The organism is Fulvimarina endophytica, from assembly GCF_003403015.1.
GTDB lineage: Bacteria > Pseudomonadota > Alphaproteobacteria > Rhizobiales > Rhizobiaceae > Fulvimarina > Fulvimarina endophytica.
Genome location: NZ_QURL01000002.1, coordinates 203,664 through 222,628, shown reverse-complemented (window position 1 = coordinate 222,628; position 18,965 = coordinate 203,664). Strand labels below are relative to the sequence as shown.

The 18,965-nt window shown below is 67.1% G+C and carries 18 protein-coding genes; 11 read left to right on the top strand and 7 right to left on the bottom strand.

From position 1 onward, the window contains the following. The first annotated feature begins 7 nt into the window (after nucleotides 1–7). Nucleotides 8–742 carry a thermonuclease family protein gene (locus DYI37_RS04435; RefSeq protein WP_116682009.1) on the top strand — a complete coding sequence of 245 codons (735 nt, stop codon included), beginning with the start codon at nucleotides 8–10 and terminating at the stop codon, nucleotides 740–742. Here DYI37_RS04435 and DYI37_RS04430 read toward each other — a convergent pair. Next, the gene (locus DYI37_RS04430; RefSeq protein ID WP_116682008.1) at nucleotides 726–2,378 is read right to left on the bottom strand and encodes a lysine--tRNA ligase; all 1,653 of its coding nucleotides are present in this window, start codon (nucleotides 2,376–2,378) and stop codon (nucleotides 726–728) included. The genes DYI37_RS04435 and DYI37_RS04430 overlap by 17 nt on opposite strands. Before the next feature lie 319 nt (nucleotides 2,379–2,697). Here DYI37_RS04430 and DYI37_RS04425 point away from each other — a divergent pair, with 319 nt between their 5' ends. Continuing rightward, a complete protein-coding gene (locus tag DYI37_RS04425; RefSeq protein WP_116682007.1) occupies nucleotides 2,698–3,111 on the top strand; it encodes a tellurite resistance TerB family protein in 414 nt (137 codons plus the stop codon). 15 nt (nucleotides 3,112–3,126) lie between these two features. On the opposite strand, the gene DYI37_RS04420 is transcribed toward DYI37_RS04425, so the two are convergent. Further along, nucleotides 3,127–4,017, bottom strand: coding sequence for a transporter substrate-binding domain-containing protein (locus tag DYI37_RS04420; protein WP_116682390.1), 891 nt, complete (start codon nucleotides 4,015–4,017; stop codon nucleotides 3,127–3,129). 85 nt (nucleotides 4,018–4,102) lie between these two features. On the opposite strand from DYI37_RS04420, the gene DYI37_RS04415 reads away from it, so the two are divergent. Beyond that, on the top strand, nucleotides 4,103–6,145 hold the full coding sequence (locus DYI37_RS04415; protein ID WP_158555083.1) for a glycosyltransferase family 2 protein: 2,043 nt from the start codon (nucleotides 4,103–4,105) through the stop codon (nucleotides 6,143–6,145). A gap of 34 nt (nucleotides 6,146–6,179) precedes the next feature. On the opposite strand, the gene xylB is transcribed toward DYI37_RS04415, so the two are convergent. Then, nucleotides 6,180–7,634: a xylulokinase gene (gene xylB / locus DYI37_RS04410; protein ID WP_116682389.1), complete on the bottom strand. Its 1,455-nt coding sequence runs from the start codon at nucleotides 7,632–7,634 to the stop codon at nucleotides 6,180–6,182. A gap of 212 nt (nucleotides 7,635–7,846) precedes the next feature. Here xylB and DYI37_RS04405 point away from each other — a divergent pair, with 212 nt between their 5' ends. From DYI37_RS04405 to DYI37_RS04375, 7 genes are all read left to right on the top strand, one after another. Beyond that, nucleotides 7,847–8,296 (top strand): Fur family transcriptional regulator, encoded by a 450-nt coding sequence (locus DYI37_RS04405; RefSeq protein WP_116682005.1) that lies wholly within the window; start codon nucleotides 7,847–7,849, stop codon nucleotides 8,294–8,296. A gap of 175 nt (nucleotides 8,297–8,471) precedes the next feature. Continuing rightward, nucleotides 8,472–8,999 (top strand): DNA starvation/stationary phase protection protein Dps, encoded by a 528-nt coding sequence (gene dps / locus DYI37_RS04400; protein WP_116682004.1) that lies wholly within the window; start codon nucleotides 8,472–8,474, stop codon nucleotides 8,997–8,999. Nucleotides 9,000–9,119: 120 nt separating this feature from the next. Then, nucleotides 9,120–11,315: a primosomal protein N' gene (locus DYI37_RS04395; protein WP_116682003.1), complete on the top strand. Its 2,196-nt coding sequence runs from the start codon at nucleotides 9,120–9,122 to the stop codon at nucleotides 11,313–11,315. 62 nt (nucleotides 11,316–11,377) lie between these two features. After that, nucleotides 11,378–12,016, top strand: coding sequence for a hypothetical protein (locus DYI37_RS04390; protein ID WP_147307883.1), 639 nt, complete (start codon nucleotides 11,378–11,380; stop codon nucleotides 12,014–12,016). 317 nt (nucleotides 12,017–12,333) lie between these two features. Next, entirely contained in the window at nucleotides 12,334–14,148 is a 1,815-nt protein-coding gene (locus tag DYI37_RS04385) for an acyl-CoA dehydrogenase family protein (RefSeq protein WP_116682001.1), read from the top strand. Continuing rightward, nucleotides 14,145–14,891 (top strand): crotonase/enoyl-CoA hydratase family protein, encoded by a 747-nt coding sequence (locus DYI37_RS04380; protein ID WP_116682000.1) that lies wholly within the window; start codon nucleotides 14,145–14,147, stop codon nucleotides 14,889–14,891. Before DYI37_RS04385 ends, DYI37_RS04380 begins: the two co-directional genes overlap by 4 nt. Before the next feature lie 55 nt (nucleotides 14,892–14,946). Then, nucleotides 14,947–15,510 (top strand): NUDIX hydrolase, encoded by a 564-nt coding sequence (locus DYI37_RS04375; protein ID WP_116681999.1) that lies wholly within the window; start codon nucleotides 14,947–14,949, stop codon nucleotides 15,508–15,510. 50 nt (nucleotides 15,511–15,560) lie between these two features. On the opposite strand, the gene DYI37_RS04370 is transcribed toward DYI37_RS04375, so the two are convergent. Beyond that, nucleotides 15,561–16,352: a tellurite resistance TerB family protein gene (locus DYI37_RS04370; protein WP_116681998.1), complete on the bottom strand. Its 792-nt coding sequence runs from the start codon at nucleotides 16,350–16,352 to the stop codon at nucleotides 15,561–15,563. A gap of 87 nt (nucleotides 16,353–16,439) precedes the next feature. Then, nucleotides 16,440–17,096 (bottom strand): septation protein A, encoded by a 657-nt coding sequence (locus tag DYI37_RS04365; protein WP_116682388.1) that lies wholly within the window; start codon nucleotides 17,094–17,096, stop codon nucleotides 16,440–16,442. Between the two features lie 170 nt (nucleotides 17,097–17,266). Here DYI37_RS04365 and DYI37_RS04360 point away from each other — a divergent pair, with 170 nt between their 5' ends. Continuing rightward, a complete protein-coding gene (locus DYI37_RS04360) occupies nucleotides 17,267–17,590 on the top strand; it encodes a DUF6460 domain-containing protein (protein WP_116681997.1) in 324 nt (107 codons plus the stop codon). Nucleotides 17,591–17,594: 4 nt separating this feature from the next. Here DYI37_RS04360 and ccmB read toward each other — a convergent pair whose 3' ends face one another. Together ccmB and ccmA are read right to left on the bottom strand one after the other, a co-directional pair. After that, nucleotides 17,595–18,263 (bottom strand): heme exporter protein CcmB, encoded by a 669-nt coding sequence (gene ccmB / locus DYI37_RS04355; RefSeq protein WP_116681996.1) that lies wholly within the window; start codon nucleotides 18,261–18,263, stop codon nucleotides 17,595–17,597. Further along, nucleotides 18,260–18,964, bottom strand: a complete 705-nt coding sequence (gene ccmA / locus DYI37_RS04350; protein WP_116681995.1) for a heme ABC exporter ATP-binding protein CcmA — start codon at nucleotides 18,962–18,964, stop codon at nucleotides 18,260–18,262. Before ccmA ends, ccmB begins: the two co-directional genes overlap by 4 nt. Between the last annotated feature and the right edge of the window lies 1 nt (nucleotide 18,965).

Sequence of the window (18,965 nt, the reverse complement as noted above, 5' to 3'; positions counted from 1 at the left end):
CGTTCGGATGCGGACGTTCTCTTCCCTCGCCCTCACCGCCTCCGGCCCGCTCGCTCTGGCGCTGGGGCTCTACCTCTTCGCCCCCGCAGCGATCGAGACCGAGGGCATGGACGGGGCAGGCGAGACCCGCGAGGTCATGTCCGAACCGGAGGCCGAAGGCGCTGTTGCGAGGCAGACCGGACGCCCAGATCCGGGTGGTGACACAGCGGATGACAGCCCGTCTTCCGGCGAGAGTACGGTGGGCGTCGACGGCACCGCGCCTCCGGGCGAGCTTCGCCGACTGCCCCCGCGCGAACCGCTCTCGCAGATCGCAGCGCCGGCCGAAGCGCCCGATCCCGTTCGCCTGCGCCTCCTGCCGCGCCCGGTCGCGCTCGACACGGCACGCCTTGCCGTCGGCGAGGGCATCGTCGTCCTTCCCGGTGTGGAAGGCCTGTCATCCAGCGAGCGCTGCGGCCAAAGCGGTGCGCAATGGCTCTGCGGCGCAAGGGCGCGAACGGCGTTCCGCACCTATCTCAGGGGCCGCTCGGTGGAATGCGAAGCGCCGGAGAATTTCGGCCGGCGCGAGGAGACCGTCACCTCCGCCTGCACTCTGGCCGGAGAGGACGTCGCGCAATGGGTGGTCGCCAATGGATGGGCACGGGCCGAGGCAGGCGGCCCCTATGGCGAGGCCGAGGCGCAGGCCCGAAGGGCACGCCTCGGCATCTGGGGCGAGCCGCCCCCGAGCCTCACGCCTCGGCCGTGAAGCGGCCGGCAAGCGCGTCGGCGATCATGGCCCGCGTCTCGTCGATCCCGTAAAGCGCCACGAAGGAGCCGAAGCGCGGGCCCTTCTCCTGTCCCAGAAGCACCTCGTAGAGCGCCTGGAACCATTCGCCCGAGACCCCCGGCCCGCCATCGGGCCCCTTCTTCTTCTCGTCCTGGTAACGCGGGATCGGCCGCGCGACATCGAGAAGCGCGTCCTGGATGGTCGCGGCATCGGCGTCGCGGGGAAGCTCGGCGAGTTTCCCGTCGAGGGTTACGAGCGCCCGGCGCTCCACCTCGTCCGGTGCCCGGAACCGTTTCGCCGGCTTCACGAAGTCGTCGTAATAGCGGATCGCATAGCCGACGAGATGATCGAGCCGCGGATCGCTCGCCGGCGTGACGCCCTCGTAATAGCGCGAGATGAACCCCCACAGGGTTTCGGCATTGGACGCGTTCGAGGCCGAGACGAGGTTCAGCAGCATGGCGAACGGAACCTTGATCGCCTCCGCCGGCGGCTCGCCGGAATGGATGTGCCAGACGGGGTTCTGAAGCTGCTGCTTCTCGTCCTGCCGCTGATAGGCCGAGACGAACTGATAGTAGTCGTCGACGGCCTTCGGGATCACGTCGAAATGGAGCTTCTTGGCCGCCTTCGGCTTGTTGAACATGAAGAAGGCGAGGCTTTCCGGCGAGGCATAGGTCAGCCATTCGTCGATCGTCAGGCCGTTGCCCTTCGACTTGGAGATCTTCTCCCCGTTGTCGTCGAGGAAGAGCTCGTAGTTGAACCCCTCGGGCGGGCGCGCGCCGAGCGCCCGGCAGATCTTCGAGGAGAGGTTCACCGATTCGATGAGATCCTTGCCGGCCATCTCGTAGTCGACGCCGAGCGCTGCCCAGCGCATCGCCCAGTCGGCCTTCCACTGGCACTTGACCGCCCCGCCGGTGACCGCCGTCTCGATCCGCTCGCCCGTCTCGGGATCGAGATAGGCGATCATGCCGCGCTCGGGATCGCGATCGACCATCGGCACCTGGAGGACGATGCCGGTTTTCGGATGGATCGGCAGGAAGGGCGAATAGGTCCCGCGCCGTTCAGGTCCCAGCGTCGGCAGGATGATCTCCATCACCTCGTCATAGACGGCGAGCATCTTCAGCAGCGTCTCGTCGAACCGGCCCGAGGTGTAGACCTCGGTCGCCGACGCGAACTCGTAGTCGAAGCCGAACGCATCGAGAAAGGCGCGCAGCCGGGCATTGTTGTGGGCGGCGAAGGAGGGATACTCATTGGAGAACGGGTCCGGCACGCGCGACAGGGGCTTGCCGAGATGGGTCTCCATCATCTCGCGGTTCGGCACGTTCGTGGGCACCTTGCGCAACCCGTCCATGTCGTCGGAGAAGCAAATCAGCTTGGTCGCGACCGCGCCTTGCGTCATCACCTCGAAGGCATGGCGCACCATGGTCGTGCGCTGCACCTCGCCGAAGGTGCCGATATGCGGCAGGCCGGACGGGCCGTAGCCGGTCTCGAACAGAACCGTTTCCGGCATGCCGCCGGCCTCGAACCGCTTGACGAGTTTGCGTGCTTCCTCGAACGGCCAGGCATTGGAACTCGTCGCGAGTTCGGCGATCTGGGAGGGCACGGCTTGCGGTGTCATGGCTCTTGGTCGTCCAGGGTTGGGCAGGGAGAAGGCGGTCCGATCGCGCGATCGGCATCCTTACGCCCCGATGTCTCGGTTTCGCACCGGATTTTCGAAACTAACGGCTCACGCCCATTCGCCGATGGCCGAAAGGCGCCTCGGACCGGACACGAGGTCTCGTCGGGGACGTTGCGAAGATGCAGCGCCCTCCTGCTCTATGAAGGGAACGCGGGTCCCGTCAACCTTGCCGCCGTCCGGCCGAGGGGCCTTCGGACTTGTTCGGCGGCCACCGGCTGCCTAGCTAGGCCTTCGAACGGAACGACGAAGAGGAAACCGGATGTCCGACGGACAAATCCAGGACGCGCTGATCCAGCTGATGCTCGCGGCGGCTGCCGCAGACGGAGCGATCAGCGACAAGGAATTGCGCGAGGTCGACGAGCTGATCTCCTTCCTGCCGGTCTTCGAAAGCTTCGATCGCGGCCGCCTTCCCGACATCGCCGATCGAAATGCCAGCCTCCTGTCGAGCGACGACGGCATCGACGCCATCATCGAACATCTGGTCTCGGTGGTGCCGGTGCGTCTCTACGAGACCGCCTACGCGCTCGCCGTGGAGGTGATTTCGGCCGATATCCGCACCACACAGTCCGAACTGCGCCTTCTGGAGATGCTGCGCGATACCTTCGACATGGACCGCCTGACCTCCGGTGCGATCGAGCACTCCGCCCGGGTACGCTATCGCCGCCTGCACTGAGGCGCCGGCGCGGGCCTACCAGGGATCGACCGGGAAGTAGCGCAGCAGCAGTTCGGAGAATTTCCCGCTTTCGACGACCTGGACGAGGGCATAGTCGAGAACGCGCGCGAGCTCCCGGTCGTCCGCCGGGACCGCGATGGCGAGCCCCTCGCCCAGATACTGGTCCGACAGGAACGGTCCGTCGGAAAAGGCGCAGCAGCCCTCGGCCGGCTCGCTTTCCAGCCAGAACGACAGGCTGACGCCGTCGCCGAAATAGGCGTCGACCTCGCCGGACTTCACGGCCTCCAGAGCCTGGCTGCGATCCTCGAAGCGGCGTGACGCGGCGCCTGGAAAGAAGGCGTCGAACATCGCCGCCTGCGCGCTCCCCTGAAGAAGCCCCACCGTCTTGCCCTGAAGATTTTCAGCGGCGGGCGCCTCGATCATCCTGTCCTTGCGCGTCACGAACCGCGCCGGGAAGCGCAGATAGGACTGGGTGAAGGCGAACTCGTTGCGCGTCTGGGGATTGACCGCAAGGCCCGCGATGATGGCCTCGCCGCCACCCCCGCGAAGCGTATCGGCGAGCTCTCCGAAGGCGAGCGCCTCCACCTGGCAGATCGGCAGGATGTTGAGTTCCTCGCAGATCGCGCGGGTGAGATCGACGTTGAAGCCGACGAGACGGCCGCGATCGTCGAGGAAATTGAAGGGCGGATAGTCCGTCGCCGTCAGGAAGCGCAGACGCTGCAGGTCGGGAAGCTTCGGCTGGGTCGAGCGCTGGCGCTGGTCGATGAAATTCGGAAGCTCGCCGTCCTGCGCCCTCGCCTGCCCCGGTGCGGCAGCGCCGACAAGCCCGGCAAGAGCGAGAATCGTCCAAACTTTCAACGCTCGCGCGAGAATCTCGCGCTTCGGTTTGTTTGTCGGCTCGTCCATCGCGTGCACTCTTCAACTACAGGGGACGGCAGGCAGTATCGCGCCACGATCCGTCCGGAGGGTCGCGTATTGGGTGGTCTATTCCGTGAGCGTTGTCGAGCCTGATCTCATCGCAGGCGGCCGCACGCTGCCATTCGCGATCGATGCCGCGCCGCCCTGCCCGGCACCGCGCTGGAAGATTCGCCTCCCTTCCATCGCCAAACTGTCCGAGGACGCCGGATCTTCCGTCGACCCTTTGCTCGACGACCTGTCGGCCCGTCTGTCTCTCGGCGCCCGCGACATCGCGCACGCGCGCCAGCGAGCCCTGGCCAACGGGACGGATCTCGCCGCCGAGCTGATCGCCAACCGGGTCGTCGGCGCCGAGGACTATGCGCGTGGCGCCAGCGCCTGTCTCGGCATCCCGGTCGAGGCGCCGGGACCGGATCATCTGGTGCTCATGGAGCGGCAGGGCGGCTGCGGACCGATCCCCGGCGCCCTCGAAACGTCGACCACGGATCTCGAACATCGCATCTTCTTCCATCCGCGTATCGAAGAGCTGAGCGCGCTGAAATCCATTCTCGCGAAGGACCCCGCCCTTGCAGCACGCTGCCGGGTGACGACCGAGGCGAAGATCCGGGAGAGGCGGTTCCAGACCGACGAGAAGCAGCGCCTCGAGCGCGCGACCCTCAGCCTCTCGGCCGAGCGGATCGACCAGTCGGCCCGGATCGTGCTCTCCGCCGGCCAGGGCGCGGCGCTCGCCCTTCTCCTCGCCGTCCTCGCATTCGGTCTCGCGACCCGCTTCTGGACGATCGTCCTGATCGTCCATCTCGTCTGCGCTTTCTGGTTCACGGCCTGGGTCTGTCTCCGGGCGGTGGCGGCCTTCGCGAGGCACAGGGCGCCGCCCGCCCCGCATTCGCCATCGGAGGAACCAGCACCGATCTACACCGTCGTCGTCCCCCTTCACCACGAACACGAGATGGTGGCCGCCCTCGTCGCCAATCTCGATGCCCTCGACTGGCCGAAATCGCGCACCGAGATCTTTCTCGTCTGTGAGGCCGACGATCACGGAACGATCGAGCCTTGCCGACGCCACACCGCCGACAAGCCGCAATTCTGCGTGGTAACGGTCCCGCCGGGTTCGCCGCGCACCAAGCCCAAGGCCCTCAATCACGTTCTGCCGATCGCCCGCGGCCGCTATCTCGTCCTCTACGACGCTGAGGATCGCCCCCATCCGGGCCAGCTCGTCGAGGCCTCGGACCGCTACCGCAGCGCGGGCGAGAGGCTTGCCTGCCTCCAGTCTCCCCTGGTCGTCACGAATGGTGGCGAGCGTTTCCTTCCGGCCGTCTTCGCGATGGAATACGCGGCGCAGTTCCGCGCGCTGCTTCCCTTCCTCGCCGGGGAGACCCTGCCCGTTCCGCTCGGCGGCACGAGCAATCATTTCCGGGTCGATCATCTGCGAGCCGTCGGCGGATGGGACTCGCACAATGTGACGGAGGACGCAGATCTCGGCATTCGCCTCGGCCGGCAGGGCTACGAGATCGGGACCCTTAGCCTTCCCACTTTCGAGGAGGCGCCGGAAACGCTTCCCATCTGGTTCAGGCAACGAACGCGCTGGCTGAAGGGCTGGCTCCAGACCTATGCCGTGCACATGCGGGACCCGGTTCGTCTTTACCGGGAACTGGGCTTCCGACGCTTTGCCGCGTTCCAGCTCATCTTTCACGGCATGGTCAGTTCCGCGCTTCTCTTCCCCTTCGCCTTCCTCTTCCTCGCCATGACCATGTCCATGCTCCGGCAGACCGGCTGGCCATCGCTGCTCTCGACCGATCTCCTGATCCTCGACATGCTGATTCTCGCGGGCGGCTACGGGAGTTTCGTCGCTCTCGTGTGGCGCGGCTCGGCGCCGAGCGAATGGCAAGGCTCCCTTCGCTTCCTGCCACTGGTCCCGCTCTACTGGCTGCTCGTCTCGGCGGCGAGCTACCGGGCCGTCTGGCAGCTTTTCCTGCGCCCGCACGACTGGGAGAAGACGCCGCACGGCCTTGCCGCGAGGGCGGACAAGCGCGATCCGCGCCATCGCATCGAACCGATCTTCGATATCCCCGGCCCGTCATGGGAGGGGCCGGAACAGACCTTCGGGCGCGCCGCCGGATGAGCAATGGGCGGCGCGCCCGCTCAGGCGTTCGTGGTTACGACGCGAGGGCCCGCAGAGCCGGATAGAGGTCGCGATAGCGCCGATAGGCCTCGCCGAATTCTGCGCGCAGCTCCGCCTTCGGCTCGAAGCTTCGCGCGATCGGCGGCATCGTCATGATGGTCGCCGGATCATCGCCGGTCGCCGCGCACAGGCCGAGGCGGGCAGCGCCGAGGGCCGCGCCGAAATCGCCAGCCTCCGGCAACACGACCTGCGTATCGAGGACCGTCGCGAGCAGACTCAACCAGTAGGGCGAGCGCGAGCCGGCACCGACCGCGACGAGGCGCGTCGGACGCGCATTCGCCGCGCCCGCCTCGAGGCAGTCCCGCATGGAAAAGGCGACGCCCTCCATCACGGCCCGGGTCAGCGCATCCCGATCCGTATCGGACTGCAGACCGGTGAGGACGCCGCGGATTTCGGCATCGTTGTGCGGGGTACGCTCGCCCGAAAGATAGGGCAGGAACATCTCGCGGCCGGGGGCCGAAATCTCCTGCGGCAGCCGGCCGGTGAGGTCGCCCGGCGCCTCCTTCAGAAGCTTGGAGAGCCAATCGATCGAACCGGCCGCCGAGAGGGTGACGCCCATCTGGTGCCAGAGCCCCGGCAGCGCGTGGCAGAAGGTGTGGATCGCGGTATCAGGGGCCGGATCGTATCCGGCCGCCGGCGTGAAGAGGACGCCGGACGTTCCGAGGGAGAGAAACCCGCTTCCCGGCTCGGACACCCCGACGCCGCAGGCCGATGCCGCATTGTCGCCCGCACCGCCCGCGACGACGACACCCCGCCCGAGCCCGAAGCGCTCGGCGAGTTCGCCGCGAAGCGTGCCAGACACCTCGGTCCCTTCCACGAGCCTCGGCATCTGCGAACGCGTCAGATGGGTGCGCTCCAGCATCCTGTCCGACCAGTCCCGCCCGCCCGTGTCGAGCCAGGCGGTTCCCGCCGCATCGGACATCTCCGAGACCCGTTCGCCGGTCAGCCAGAGGCGCAGATAATCCTTCGGCAGGAGAACCACCGAGACCTTGTCGAAGATTTCGGGCTCGTGACGGCGCACCCAGTCGAGCTTGGGGGCCGTGAAACCCGGAAAGACGATATTGCCGGTGATCGCGCGCGCCTCGGCATCGTCGAGTTCGGCCGCCTCCTTCGCCGATCGGGTGTCGTTCCAGAGAATGCAGGGACGCAAGGGGCGCCCGTCCTCGCCGACGAGCGTCGCGCCATGCATATGGCCGGACAGGCCGATCCCGGCGACTTTGGCGAGGGCATCCGGGTGTTCGGACTTCAGCCGCGAAAGAACCGCCTCGCAGGCCACGATCCAGCTCTCCGGGTTCTGTTCGGACCATCCGAAGGCCGGCCGCTCCACGCTCAGGCTCTCGCTCGCGGAGGCGACGGGCTTGCCGTCCTCGCCTACGATCAGTGCCTTGAGGGAGGATGTGCCGAGGTCGAGACCGAGGGTATAGGGCATGGCGGATTCCATCTGACGGACGTAAGGACGTACTCGGCGCCCGTTGTGCATGGGAAAGGCCGCAGGAGACAAGACCGCTTCGACGAGCCCCGGTTCGCCTTGCGAAATTGCCTGCATGGTCCGCGCCCATCGCAGTCCGGCCCGCCATCGACTATGTTCCCACGGCAGGCTGCACGCGACAGCCAAACCGGGAAGGACGGGTAGACAGCCGCATGAACCATGATCACGCCCATTCCGAGCATTCCCATGCACCGGCCCGGAAGCTGACGCGCAACCAGACGCTGGTCCTCGACGAATTGCGGGCGGCGACCCGTCCGATGAGCGCCTACGCCCTTCTCGACAAGCTCCGACCCGAGGGCCTCAAGGCGCCCCTGCAGGTCTACCGCGCGCTCGACAGGCTCGTGGGCGACGGAGCGGCTCACCGGCTCGAAAGCCTGAATGCCTTCGTCGCCTGCAGTCATGGCGGGTGCAGCGAGCACACGGCGACCGGCTTCATGATCTGCGAGACCTGCGGCAATGTGACGGAATTCGAGGACGACGACCTCGCCGACGAATTGCTGCGCAAGGGCCGGCGCCAGGGATTCGCCGTGCGCCGCGCCAATATCGAGCTGATCGGCAGTTGCCTCGATTGCGCCGAGGGCGAGGAAAGCGCGTCCTCGTGACGCACACGGTCTCGTGAACGCAGCGGTCACCGGCCTATAATGGAACCGTCGCGAAGCGTGTCTATTACCGCAACGAAGCCTCGCTCACGCGGCCCTCGCGCCGTTGGCGTTCCCACCTGTGGGACAGCGCTCCACCGAGGCACGAACGATACGTAGAATTCGAAGGTGACAGACCATGGCCACGAAACGTCAGGCAACTCTCCATCCGACCAAGCATCCGCTGTCCGAGAACACGCGCGGCGCGATGGTCGAACTCCTCCAGGCTCATCTGGCGACGGCGCTCGACCTGACCTACCAGACGAAGCAGGCCCACTGGAACGTGAAGGGCATGAACTTCATCGCCGTTCACAAGCTGTTCGACGAACTGCACGAAGAGGCGGAGGAATTCGTCGATTCGATCGCCGAGCGCCTCACCGCGATCGGTGGACAGGCCCATGGCACCGTCCATGCGGCGGCCGAGAACTCGCTGCTGGACGCCTATCCGCTGGATCTCGTTGATACCGAAGGTCATCTGCGCCGCCTGTCCGATTCCTATGCCAAGTGGTCGGCCGCCCTGATGAAGGGTGTCGAGGAAGCCGGCGAGGCCGGTGACGACCTCACCGAGGATCTCCTGACCGAGGTCGGCCGCGGCATCGACGAGGGCCTCTACTTCCTCGAAAGCCATTTCCAGGTGGTCGATACGAGCTATCGCAAGCAGGACTGACGGGTCCTTCGATCCGTTCGCATACCGGAAGCGCCGCGCCCATCGCGGCGCTTCTGTCGTTTCCGGGCGCAGATTCCTATATCCCCTCGGATCCAGGAACGCGGCGAATCGGATGGACAGGTGACGGCGAACGGCGAGCTATTCCCGCAAAGGACGGTGCCCGTTCTCGTTCCCCTGCCGGTGGACCGGCCCTATTCCTATGCGGTTCCCGAAGGCATGGAGGCCGAGCCGGGCTCGATCGTTCAGGTGCCGCTCGGACCGCGCCAGGTCGCAGGCATCGTCTGGGAGACGGCGGACGGCGATGACCGCGTCGACCCAAAGAAGCTCCGCCCCCTCACCCAGGTCTTCGACTGCCCGCCGATCGCCGAGGACATGCGGCGTTTCATCGACTGGGTCGCCGATTACACCCTGACGCCGCCCGGCCTCGTCGCCCGCATGGCCCTGCGCGCGCCGGCCGCCTTCGACCCCGAGCCGTGGATCGAGGGTCTCGAACTCACCAGCGAGCGGCCCGAGCGCATCACCGATGCCCGAAGGCGCGTTCTGGAGACGGCGGCCGAGACACAACTCTGGACGAAATCGGGCCTCGCCCATGCCGCGGGCGTCACGCCCTCCGTCGTCGACGGCCTCCACAAGCTCGGCGCGTTTCGAACGGTCAAGGTGCCGCCCCAGCCGGCGGTCGCACTCCCCGATCCGGGCTTCGGCCGGGCCGAGATGAGCGCCGAACAGAGGCAGGCGGCCGACGAATTGTCGAAGACCGGAGCCGAGCGGGCGTTCTCGGTGACGCTTCTGGAAGGCGTCACCGGCTCGGGCAAGACGGAGGTCTATTTCGAGGCCGTCGCCGCCGCCATCGAGGCGGGACGTCAGGTTCTTATCCTCCTTCCTGAGATCGCCCTCACCCAGAGCTTTCTCGACCGCTTCCATGATCGCTTCGGCGCCCCGCCCGCCGAATGGCATTCCGATATCAGCCCCAAACAGCGCGAGAAGATCTGGCGGCAGGTGGCCGAAGGCCGGATCAAGGTCGTGGCGGGCGCGCGCTCGGCCCTGTTCCTGCCCTTCGACGATCTCGGCCTCGTCATCGTCGACGAGGAGCACGACCCGGCCTACAAGCAGGAGGACCGGACCTTCTACCACGCCCGGGACATGGCGGTGGTGCGCGGCCGGATCGCCGGTTTCCCGGTGATCCTCGCCTCCGCAACGCCCTCGGTGGAAACGCGGGTGAATGCCGATCTCGGTCGCTACAGGCATCTGCGCCTCGAAAGCCGTTATTCGGAGGCGGCCCTTCCGGATCTTTCCCTGGTCGACCTGCGCCGCGCGCCTCCCGCCCGGGGACGGTTCGTCTCGCCGGTGCTGATGACGGCGATCAAGGAGACGATCGCAAAGGGGCAGCAGGCGCTGCTCTTTCTCAACCGCCGGGGCTATGCGCCGCTCACCCTCTGCCGGGTCTGCGGACACCGGTTCCAGTGCCCGTCCTGCTCCACCTGGCTGGTCGATCACCGGCTGCGCGGAACCCTGCAGTGCCATCATTGCGGCTTCGAGGTGAAACGGCCGGAGGCCTGCCCGGAATGCGGGACCCTCGACCATCTCGTCGCCTGCGGGCCGGGCGTCGAGCGGATCGCCGAGGAGATGCTGACGGATCTGCCGGACGCGCGCACCATCCTCCTCTCCTCCGACCTACCGGGCGGGGCGCGGCGGCTGCGCCGCGAGCTCGACGCCATCGCGGAGGGCGAGGCGGATATCGTGATCGGCACCCAGCTCGTGGCCAAGGGGCATCATTTCCCCCTGATGACCCTCGTCGGTGCGATCGACGCCGATCTCGGTCTTGCCAATGGCGATCCGCGCGCGGCCGAACGCACCTTCCAGCTGCTCCATCAGGTGACCGGCCGGGCCGGGCGGACCGGACTTGCGAGCCGCGGCCTCATCCAGACCTATCAGAGCGAGCATCCGGTGATGCGCGCGATCGCGAGCGGCGATACGGAGGCCTTCTATCGGCGCGAGATCGCCGAGCGCGAGCGCGCGCAGCTGCCGCCCTTCGGACGGCTCGCCGCCGTCGTCGTCTCCGCCAATACGCGCAAGGAGGCCGAGAGCCACGCGCGCGCGATCCGCAAGGCCGCACCCGATGATCCCGATCTCGAAATGCTCGGCCCAGCCGAGGCGCCGATCGCGGTCCTGCGCGGTCGCCACCGGTTCCGCCTGCTCGTCCAGGGGTCGCGCCGCGCCCCGCTTCAGTCCTATTTGCGTGCGACGCTTGCCGGAGCGCCGAACCCGCGCGGTTCGGTCCAATTGCAGATCGATATCGACCCGCAAAGCTTTCTGTGACGACTGGCGGGCGATCTTCCCTTAGGGTAAGCGGGTCGGATCGCGCGAGAGGAGTGGAGCGAATGAGGACATTGGAGATCTTCGCAGGCCGTCGAAGCGGCCGGATCGCCGGACTGCTCGGGCTGCTCCTCGCCTCGCTGGCCTGTCTCGGTCCCGCGGGAGCCCAGACGAATTCGCAGGCGAACACGAAGAGCCCCGACCTTCCCGCGCCGCCCTTCGAGGACGTGACGCCCGGCCAGACCACCGAGCCGAACACGGGCGATCCTTCGAAGACCCTCATTCTCGGCCAGTTGCATTGGGCCCCCATCGCAAGCCAGTGCAGCTTTACCGGCGGCATCGAGGACGCGCCGGTGATGACGACGGACGAAACCCAGCCGCTGGTCTTCGTCACCATGGCCTCTCCCAGCGCGAACAATTCGGCCGCGATCGAGCGCGGCTACATCATGGCGAACGGCATCGTGCGCGAACTGGAGCGCGGAAAGTCCTCCCCCGACAAGGAAGGACGGGTGACCACGCTCTGGCGCTCGGCGGGCGAACCGCGGATCAACGTGTCCGTCGCCATCACCGAGACCATGCAGACCGCCGACGGCATCGAATATGACGGCTCGCTGACGGTCCACTGGGGGGACAAGAAGGAAACCATGTCAATCCAGGGACGCTGCGTGCAGCCCCCCGAGAATCGGCAGGCGGGCAAGAGCTGACCTTCTTGCCTCAGTCCTCACCGAGTGCTTCGGTGAACGCGTCGAACCCCGCGAGGATTACCAGCCGGACGGGCTGCGCATGGCAGGCCGGCCCGAACACGTTCGCTTGTGCGCCGGATCATCGCGCTTGCTCTTGGCTGACGATTACGTAAATTGCAGCAACCTTGCGTCCGGTCCGCCGGACGGCTCGCGCATCCCGTGACGCGCGATCCGGCTCTTCGAATGCCGGACGAAAACGAATTGCCAGAAAGAAGCGCCCGGGGGCCGGAGGCTGCTCCAGGCGGCGCAGTGCCGAGACCGGGCAGGAGGAGACGGACATGTATCAGGCGCCGACCGAGGAAATCGTCCACACGCTGCGCCATGTGGCGGGGCTCGAGGCTGCCATGGAGGCGGGGCGCACCGGCGATCTCGACGCCGAGCTTCTTGAGGCGATCGTCGAGGAGGCGGGACGCTTCGCAACGGAGGGCATGGCGCCCCGCTTCTCCAATGCCGACCACGAGGGCGCGGTGCTCTCGGCGGGGTCCGTGACGACGCCGAAGGGCTGGCCGCAGATCTACAGGGACTGGCGCGAAGGCGGCTGGAATTCCCTCACCGGCCCCGAGGAACACGGCGGCCAGGGCCTGCCCATGGCCCTTTCGGCCGCGACTTTCGAGATGTGGAATTCCACCTCCATGGGGTTTGCCATCGGACCCTGCCTCACCGTCGGCGCGGTCGAGGCGCTGCTCGAACACGGCTCCGAGGCGCTGCGGGCGACCTATCTCGACAAGCTCGTCTCGGGTGAGTGGATGGGCACCATGAACCTCACCGAGCCCCAGGCGGGATCCGATCTCTCCGCCCTCAAGACACGGGCGGAACCCAAGGGCGACGGCACCTACCGGATCTTCGGCCAGAAGATCTACATCACCTATGGCGAGCAGGATTTCACCGACAACATCGTCCATCTGGTGCTCGCCCGGCTTCCCGATGCCCCGGCGGGCGTCAAGGGGATCTCGCTCTTCCTCGTGCCCAAATTCCTGGTCGGGGAGGACGGCTCGCTCGGTGCGCGCAACGACGTCGTCTGCAGCGCGCTGGAAAAGAAGCTCGGCATCCACGGCTCGCCCACCTGCACCATGATCTATGGCGACGGTGCGGGCGAGACCGGCGAGGCCGGGGCCGTCGGCTGGCTGATCGGCGAGGAGAACCGGGGCCTCGCCTGCATGTTCACGATGATGAACAATGCCCGGCTGCTCGTCGGCATCCAGGGCGTCGGCGTTGCCGAGGCCGCGACCCAGAAGGCCATCGAATTTGCCCGCGAGCGCCGCCAGGGCCGGGCGACCCGTCTTGCCAAGGGTGCCGAGCCCGCCGGCACCATGTCGCCGATCATCGAACATCCCGACGTCACGCGCATGCTTCTCACCATGAAGGCGCTGACCGGCGCGGCGCGCTCGATCTCCTATGCCTGCGGCCATGCAGGCGACATGGCGCGACATCACGCCCGGGCCGGGGACGGGGATGCGGCAAAATTCTGGAAGGACCGGGTCGATCTCCTGACGCCTGTCGCCAAGGCATTCTCCACCGATGCCGGCGTCGAGGTGGCGAGCCTCGGCATCCAGGTCCATGGCGGCATGGGCTATGTGGAGGAGACGGGCGCGGCGAAATTCCTGCGCGATGCCCGCATCGCACCGATCTACGAGGGCACCAACGGCATCCAGGCGATCGATCTCGTCGCCCGCAAGATCGGCCTGTCCGAGGGCGGCGCGGTGGCGAACTACATTCTCGAACTGCGGGCCGTTCTCGAAGAGCTCGAAACCCGCAATTCCGACGCCTTCGGCCGCACCGCCTCCATGCTCGATGCGGCCCTGCGCGAACTGGAAGCCGCGACCCGCTTCCTTCGCGAGGCACTTGCACGGGGCGAGAACGACACCGCGCTTGCCGGCGCGACGCCCTATCTTCGCCTCTTCGGCCTTGCAGCCGGCGGCGTCTATCTCGCAAAATCCGCCCTTGCCGGGGATCCGAAGGGCGAGCGCACGGCTCTTGCCCGCTTCATGGCGGAGAACCTCCTCGCCGAATGCCCGGCGCTCTCCGCGCAGGTCTGCCAGGGTGCCGACAGCCTGTCGGCGGGCCGCATCGCACTGGGACTGGACGCGGCATGAGCGAGCACATCGAAATCGGCCGCGCGGATGGCGTCCTCACCATCCGCATGAACCGCCCGGACAAGAAGAACGCCCTGACGCGTGCCATGTACGAGGCGATGACCGGCGCCATCGCGGCGGCGGAAGCCGAGGACGCGATCGGCTGCATCCTCTTTGCCGGCCTTCCCGGTGCCTTCTGCGCGGGCAACGATCTCGCCGATTTCATGGAGATCGCGAAGGGCGGCGGCCTGCCGACCGAGGTGCGCGGCTTCCTGCATGCGCTGGCTTGTGCCGAGAAGCCGGTATTCGCCGCCGTCGACGGCCTCGCCATCGGCATCGGCACCACGCTTCTCTTCCACTGCGATCTCGTCCTCGCGACCCCCCGATCGGAATTCCGCACCCCCTTCGTCGATCTCGGGCTGACGCCCGAGGCCGGCTCCAGCCTCATCGCCCCGCGTCTGATGGGCTCCCAGCGCGCCTTCCAGATGCTCGCGATGGGCCGCCCCTTCGATGCGGCCTTCGCGCGCGAATGCGGCTTCGTGACCGAGATCGTCGAGGAGGATGTCGACGGCTCGGGCCACAAGGCGGCCCGCGCCGTCGCCGACAAGCCGCGCGAGGCGGTGATGCTGACCAAGCGTCTCATCCGGGGCGACAGAGCCGATCTCCTCGCCCGGATCGACGAGGAGATCGAGATCTTCGCCGGGCGGCTGACGTCCAAGGAGGCGATGGCGGCCTTCCAGGCCTTCTTCAGCCGAAAGGGATGACGGAGCGGGCCCCGCGCCCGTTCCCGAACCGCGTCCGCGAACCATCTATGGTCTCATGACAGAGCCATCCTTCACCCGCCGTGTTCCGGGCGACGACGAGCGTGCGCGCGATATCTGCGACCATTGCGGCTTCGTGGCCTACGAGAATCCGAAGATCGTCGTCGGCTCGGTGGTCCGGCACGAGGGGCGCATCCTTCTCTGCCGCCGGGCGATCGAGCCGCGCCGGGGCTTCTGGACGATTCCGGCCGGCTATCTGGAACTCGGCGAAACGCCCGAGGACGGCGCGCGCCGGGAGGCCGCCGAGGAGGCCAATGTGAGGCTGCACATGGACCGCCTTCTCGCGGTCTATTCCGTGCCGCGCATCAGCCAGGTCCAGCTCATCTATCGCGCCCGTCTCGCCGATCCCTCCTTCTCGCCGGGCCCCGAAAGCCTCGATGTCCGTCTGTTCGATCCCGCCGATATTCCCCGCGACGAACTCGCCTTCCCTTCGGTCCACTGGGCGCTCGACCATGACGCCGAAGCCGAGGCCGGCGCGCCGCCCGTTCCCTTCGCCAATCCGCAAGGGGCGTCCGGAAGCGTCATGCCGAACGGCGAGCGGTTCGGAACGGACGAGATGTAGCGGGGGCGCTCCACCTTCTTGCGAAACGCCCACGCCGAGTGCCGGAATACCTATTCCGCGCCGGCGGTCCGGCGGATTTCCCTCGCCAGTTCCTCGGGAAGGTTGAGGCGGGCGGCGAGGAGCTCGAGATAGGCCTTCTCGGCCGGATGATCGGCGTCGATCGCGAGAACCGAGGCGGTGTAGATCTCCATGGCGATTTCCGGCGTCTTGGCCGCGCTCGCCAGTTCGTCGACGCTTCTGGGCCTGCGCAATTCGTCCATGACGAGCCCCTTCTCGTCGGACGGCATATCCATCTCGTCGATCTTGCCGTAGATCGCCCGCTCCTCCTCGGCATCGATATAGCCGTCGGCCTTGGCCGCCGCGATCATCGCCGACAGCATCAGCCGGGCGCGGCTGTCCTCCTCGCCCGAGGGCATGAAGGCGGTGCCGTGCGGCTCGGGAACCTCGTCCGCAGCAGCGGTCGAGGGCAGGCTCTTCACCGGTTCGGCACCGGGCAGCGCGGTCGCGCCCGGACGCGTCTGATAGGACTGATAGGCCTTGTAGGCGAGGCCCGCCACGAGAGCCGCGCCGCCGAGCTTGAGGGCCGAACCGCCGAAGGATTTGAGGGCCTTGCCGGACTTCTTCTTTCCGAAAAGCTGCGAGGCGAGGCCTCCGGCCAGCGCGCCGCCGATCGCCGAGCCGCCTCGCCCCTGAAGCATTCCGCCGACCTGATCGATCAGAGAGCCGGCTCCGCCCGATTGCCCCGCGCGGCCCCCGTTACCGGACTGAAGACCGGACTGCCGGTGGGAACCACCTTGTGCCTGGCTTCCGACGAAATCGGACAGGAGACGTTGAATATCCATGGGTTCGGGGCCTTTCGCGCTCGTTCACTCGCGGGGGATATCGAAACGAACGCGTCCCATGACAATGGTCGATCATTCCCGAAAGCGTCAGGAGGCGTCGGTGCCCTCGGCAGGTGCGATGGAGTGCTTGCGGATGATCGGATACTGGAACAGCATGAAGACGACCGTGATCGGCATCGTCGCCCAGACCTTGAACGCCACCCAGAAATCGGTCGAGAAGTTGCGCCAGACCACCTCGTTGATGCCGGCGAGGAAGATGAAGAACAGGCCCCAGTTGAGCGTCAGCTTGCGCCAGCCCTCGGCATCGAGCTTGAAGGCCTGGTCGAAGACATAGCCGAGCAGCGACTTTCCGAAGCAGAGACCGCCGAGAAGGATCGCCGCGAACAGGCCGTTCACGATGGTCGGCTTCATCTTGATGAAGATTTCGCTCTGCAGGTAGAGGGTCAGCCCGCCGAAGACGAGAACGACGATGCCCGAGACGAGCGGCATCAGCGGCAGGGTGCGCTGGATCGCGTAGGAGACAACGAGGGAGATCGCGAGCGCCGCCATGAAGAGCGCGGTCGCGATGAAGAGCGGCCCGCCCAGATCGTGGAGGACGGGGAAGGTGTCCGCCAGTTGCTCGCCGCGCGAATTGGCGAAGAAGAAGACGAGAAGCGGCCCGAGCTCCAGCGCGAATTTCAGGAGCGGGTTCATCTCCTTCTTCGCCGGGTTGTTGGGTGAGCGCTCGATGATGCGATCGGCCATCTGATGAAACTTCCCGTCGGTCTTCTGGGTCTCGTCCGCCCCATATCGGCGGACTTGAAGGCATTTCATAGACAGGCCCCGGCAAAAAGGCCTGATTTTCGCCGATCGGCACTCCTATATCGCGGGTCGGGCCAATAAGGCTCGTCGAATTGGTGGAGAGACCGGCGACCATGCGAGACATTTCCGATCACGACGACTTCGGCCGCAGGACGCGCGTCTCCCACCGCTTCGAGCGGTTCCTGGGCGGCTCTCCGCTGGGTGTCGGCGTTCGCCTCGTCCTCATGTCGATCGTCGTCGGCCTCATCCTGTCCTGGCTGGACATCAGCCCGCGATCGGTCATCGACTGGGGCGTCGACAGCTTCAACCGGGTGATCGACGTTGCCTTCGGCTCGGTCGAAAACGTCGTCACCTACTTCCTGCTCGGCGCTGTGATCGTAGTGCCGATCTTCATTATCTCTCGCGTCCTGAAACTGGGCGGGCGGCGGCGCTACTGACCGGTCAGTCCGCGCTCGCCTTCAGCGCCGCTCCCGCCGCCACCGGACCGAGAGTGCCGAAGAACAGTGTGAGCGCGCTGAGGATCAGGAAGGGCGGCATGAAGGGTTCGGGATCGTTCACCGCGCCATAGGTCGCCGAGACGCCGAAGATGAGCACCGGGATCGCCAGCGGAAGGACGAGCACCGAGACGAGGAGGCCGCCGCGCGGCAGGGCGACGGCCACCGCCGCGCCCACCGCCCCGATGAAGGTGATGGCCGGCGTGCCCACGAGGAGCGTCAGCGCGCTCGCGGCGATCGCCGTGGGCTCCAGCGCCAGGAACAGGCCGAGAAAGGGCGCCGCCAGAACGAGAGGCAGGCCGCCCGCCGTCCAGAGCGCCGCGCATTTGACGGCGACGACCAGAGCCATGGGCGTCCGGCCCATCACGAGAAGATCGAGCGTTCCGTCGTCCCGGTCCGCCTGAAACAGCCGGTCGAGCGTCAGGAGCGCCGAGAGCAGCGCGCCGATCCACAGGATGGCCGGGCCGATGCGCGACAGAAGGTTGAGATCGGGACCGATGCCGAAAGGGACCGTCGCGACGACGGCGAGGAAGAAGATGACGCCGGTCATCGCCCCGCCGCCGCCCGAGACGGCAAGGCGCAGGTCCCGAAGGTAAAGCGCGCCGAGAGCCTTCATATCCAGCCCTCCGCCTCGGCAAGTTCGCGTTCGTCGATCGTCGGCCCGGCGCCGGCCGTCCGCCGCGTGCCGGCAGCTCCCGCCGCGAGATCGAGGCGCTTCGCCTCGTCGAGCCCCAGAGGCTGGTGCGTCGCGGCCAGCACGATCCCCCCCGCCGACAGATGCCGTCCCATCACCTCGCCGAACCGGACCTGCGCATCCGCATCGAGGGCCGCGGTCGGCTCGTCGAGAATCCAGACATCGCGCGGTGCGACGAGGAGACGGGCGAGCGAGGCCCGCCTCTGCTGGCCGGCGGAAAGATAGCCGAAGGGCAGGCCCGTGAGATCTGGAAGACCGAGCGCGTCGAGCGCGTCCCGGTTCGACAGGCCGCCGCCGGCGAGCGAGAGGCTCGCGCGCCAGAAATCGAGGTTCCGGCCGACCGTCACTCCCGGCTTCATGGCGTTGCGATGGCCGACATAATGGGAGATCTCGGCAAGGGTCCGGGCGGCTTCGCCATCGGCGGCCAACGCACCTTCGATGACCACTTCGCCCGCGACCGGTGGCAGGAGACCTGCGAGCGTGCGCAGGAGCGTCGACTTGCCCGCTCCATTCGGGCCGGTGACGACGAGGGCCTCGCCGGCGCTCGACCTGAAATCGAGCGGTCCTGCGGCGATGGTTCGTCCACGCCCGACCGACAGGCCCTCGACCGAGATCGTCAGCATG

Excerpts from the sequence above, each read along its gene's own strand:
- ccmA (WP_116681995.1), bottom strand. The coding sequence starts at position 18,964 with ATGCTGACGATCTCGGTCGAGGGCCTGTCGGTCGGGCGTGGACGAACC.
- DYI37_RS04425 (WP_116682007.1), top strand. The coding sequence starts at position 2,698 with ATGTCCGACGGACAAATCCAGGACGCGCTGATCCAGCTGATGCTCGCG.
- xylB (WP_116682389.1), bottom strand. The coding sequence starts at position 7,634 with ATGCCCTATACCCTCGGTCTCGACCTCGGCACATCCTCCCTCAAGGCA.
- dps (WP_116682004.1), top strand. The coding sequence starts at position 8,472 with ATGGCCACGAAACGTCAGGCAACTCTCCATCCGACCAAGCATCCGCTG.
- DYI37_RS04375 (WP_116681999.1), top strand. The coding sequence starts at position 14,947 with ATGACAGAGCCATCCTTCACCCGCCGTGTTCCGGGCGACGACGAGCGT.
- DYI37_RS04405 (WP_116682005.1), top strand. The coding sequence starts at position 7,847 with ATGAACCATGATCACGCCCATTCCGAGCATTCCCATGCACCGGCCCGG.
- DYI37_RS04380 (WP_116682000.1), top strand. The coding sequence starts at position 14,145 with ATGAGCGAGCACATCGAAATCGGCCGCGCGGATGGCGTCCTCACCATC.
- DYI37_RS04360 (WP_116681997.1), top strand. The coding sequence starts at position 17,267 with ATGCGAGACATTTCCGATCACGACGACTTCGGCCGCAGGACGCGCGTC.
- DYI37_RS04385 (WP_116682001.1), top strand. The coding sequence starts at position 12,334 with ATGTATCAGGCGCCGACCGAGGAAATCGTCCACACGCTGCGCCATGTG.
- DYI37_RS04365 (WP_116682388.1), bottom strand. The coding sequence starts at position 17,096 with ATGGCCGATCGCATCATCGAGCGCTCACCCAACAACCCGGCGAAGAAG.
- DYI37_RS04390 (WP_147307883.1), top strand. The coding sequence starts at position 11,378 with ATGAGGACATTGGAGATCTTCGCAGGCCGTCGAAGCGGCCGGATCGCC.
- ccmB (WP_116681996.1), bottom strand. The coding sequence starts at position 18,263 with ATGAAGGCTCTCGGCGCGCTTTACCTTCGGGACCTGCGCCTTGCCGTC.
- DYI37_RS04370 (WP_116681998.1), bottom strand. The coding sequence starts at position 16,352 with ATGGATATTCAACGTCTCCTGTCCGATTTCGTCGGAAGCCAGGCACAA.
- DYI37_RS04420 (WP_116682390.1), bottom strand. The coding sequence starts at position 4,017 with ATGGACGAGCCGACAAACAAACCGAAGCGCGAGATTCTCGCGCGAGCG.
- DYI37_RS04430 (WP_116682008.1), bottom strand. The coding sequence starts at position 2,378 with ATGACACCGCAAGCCGTGCCCTCCCAGATCGCCGAACTCGCGACGAGT.
- DYI37_RS04435 (WP_116682009.1), top strand. The coding sequence starts at position 8 with ATGCGGACGTTCTCTTCCCTCGCCCTCACCGCCTCCGGCCCGCTCGCT.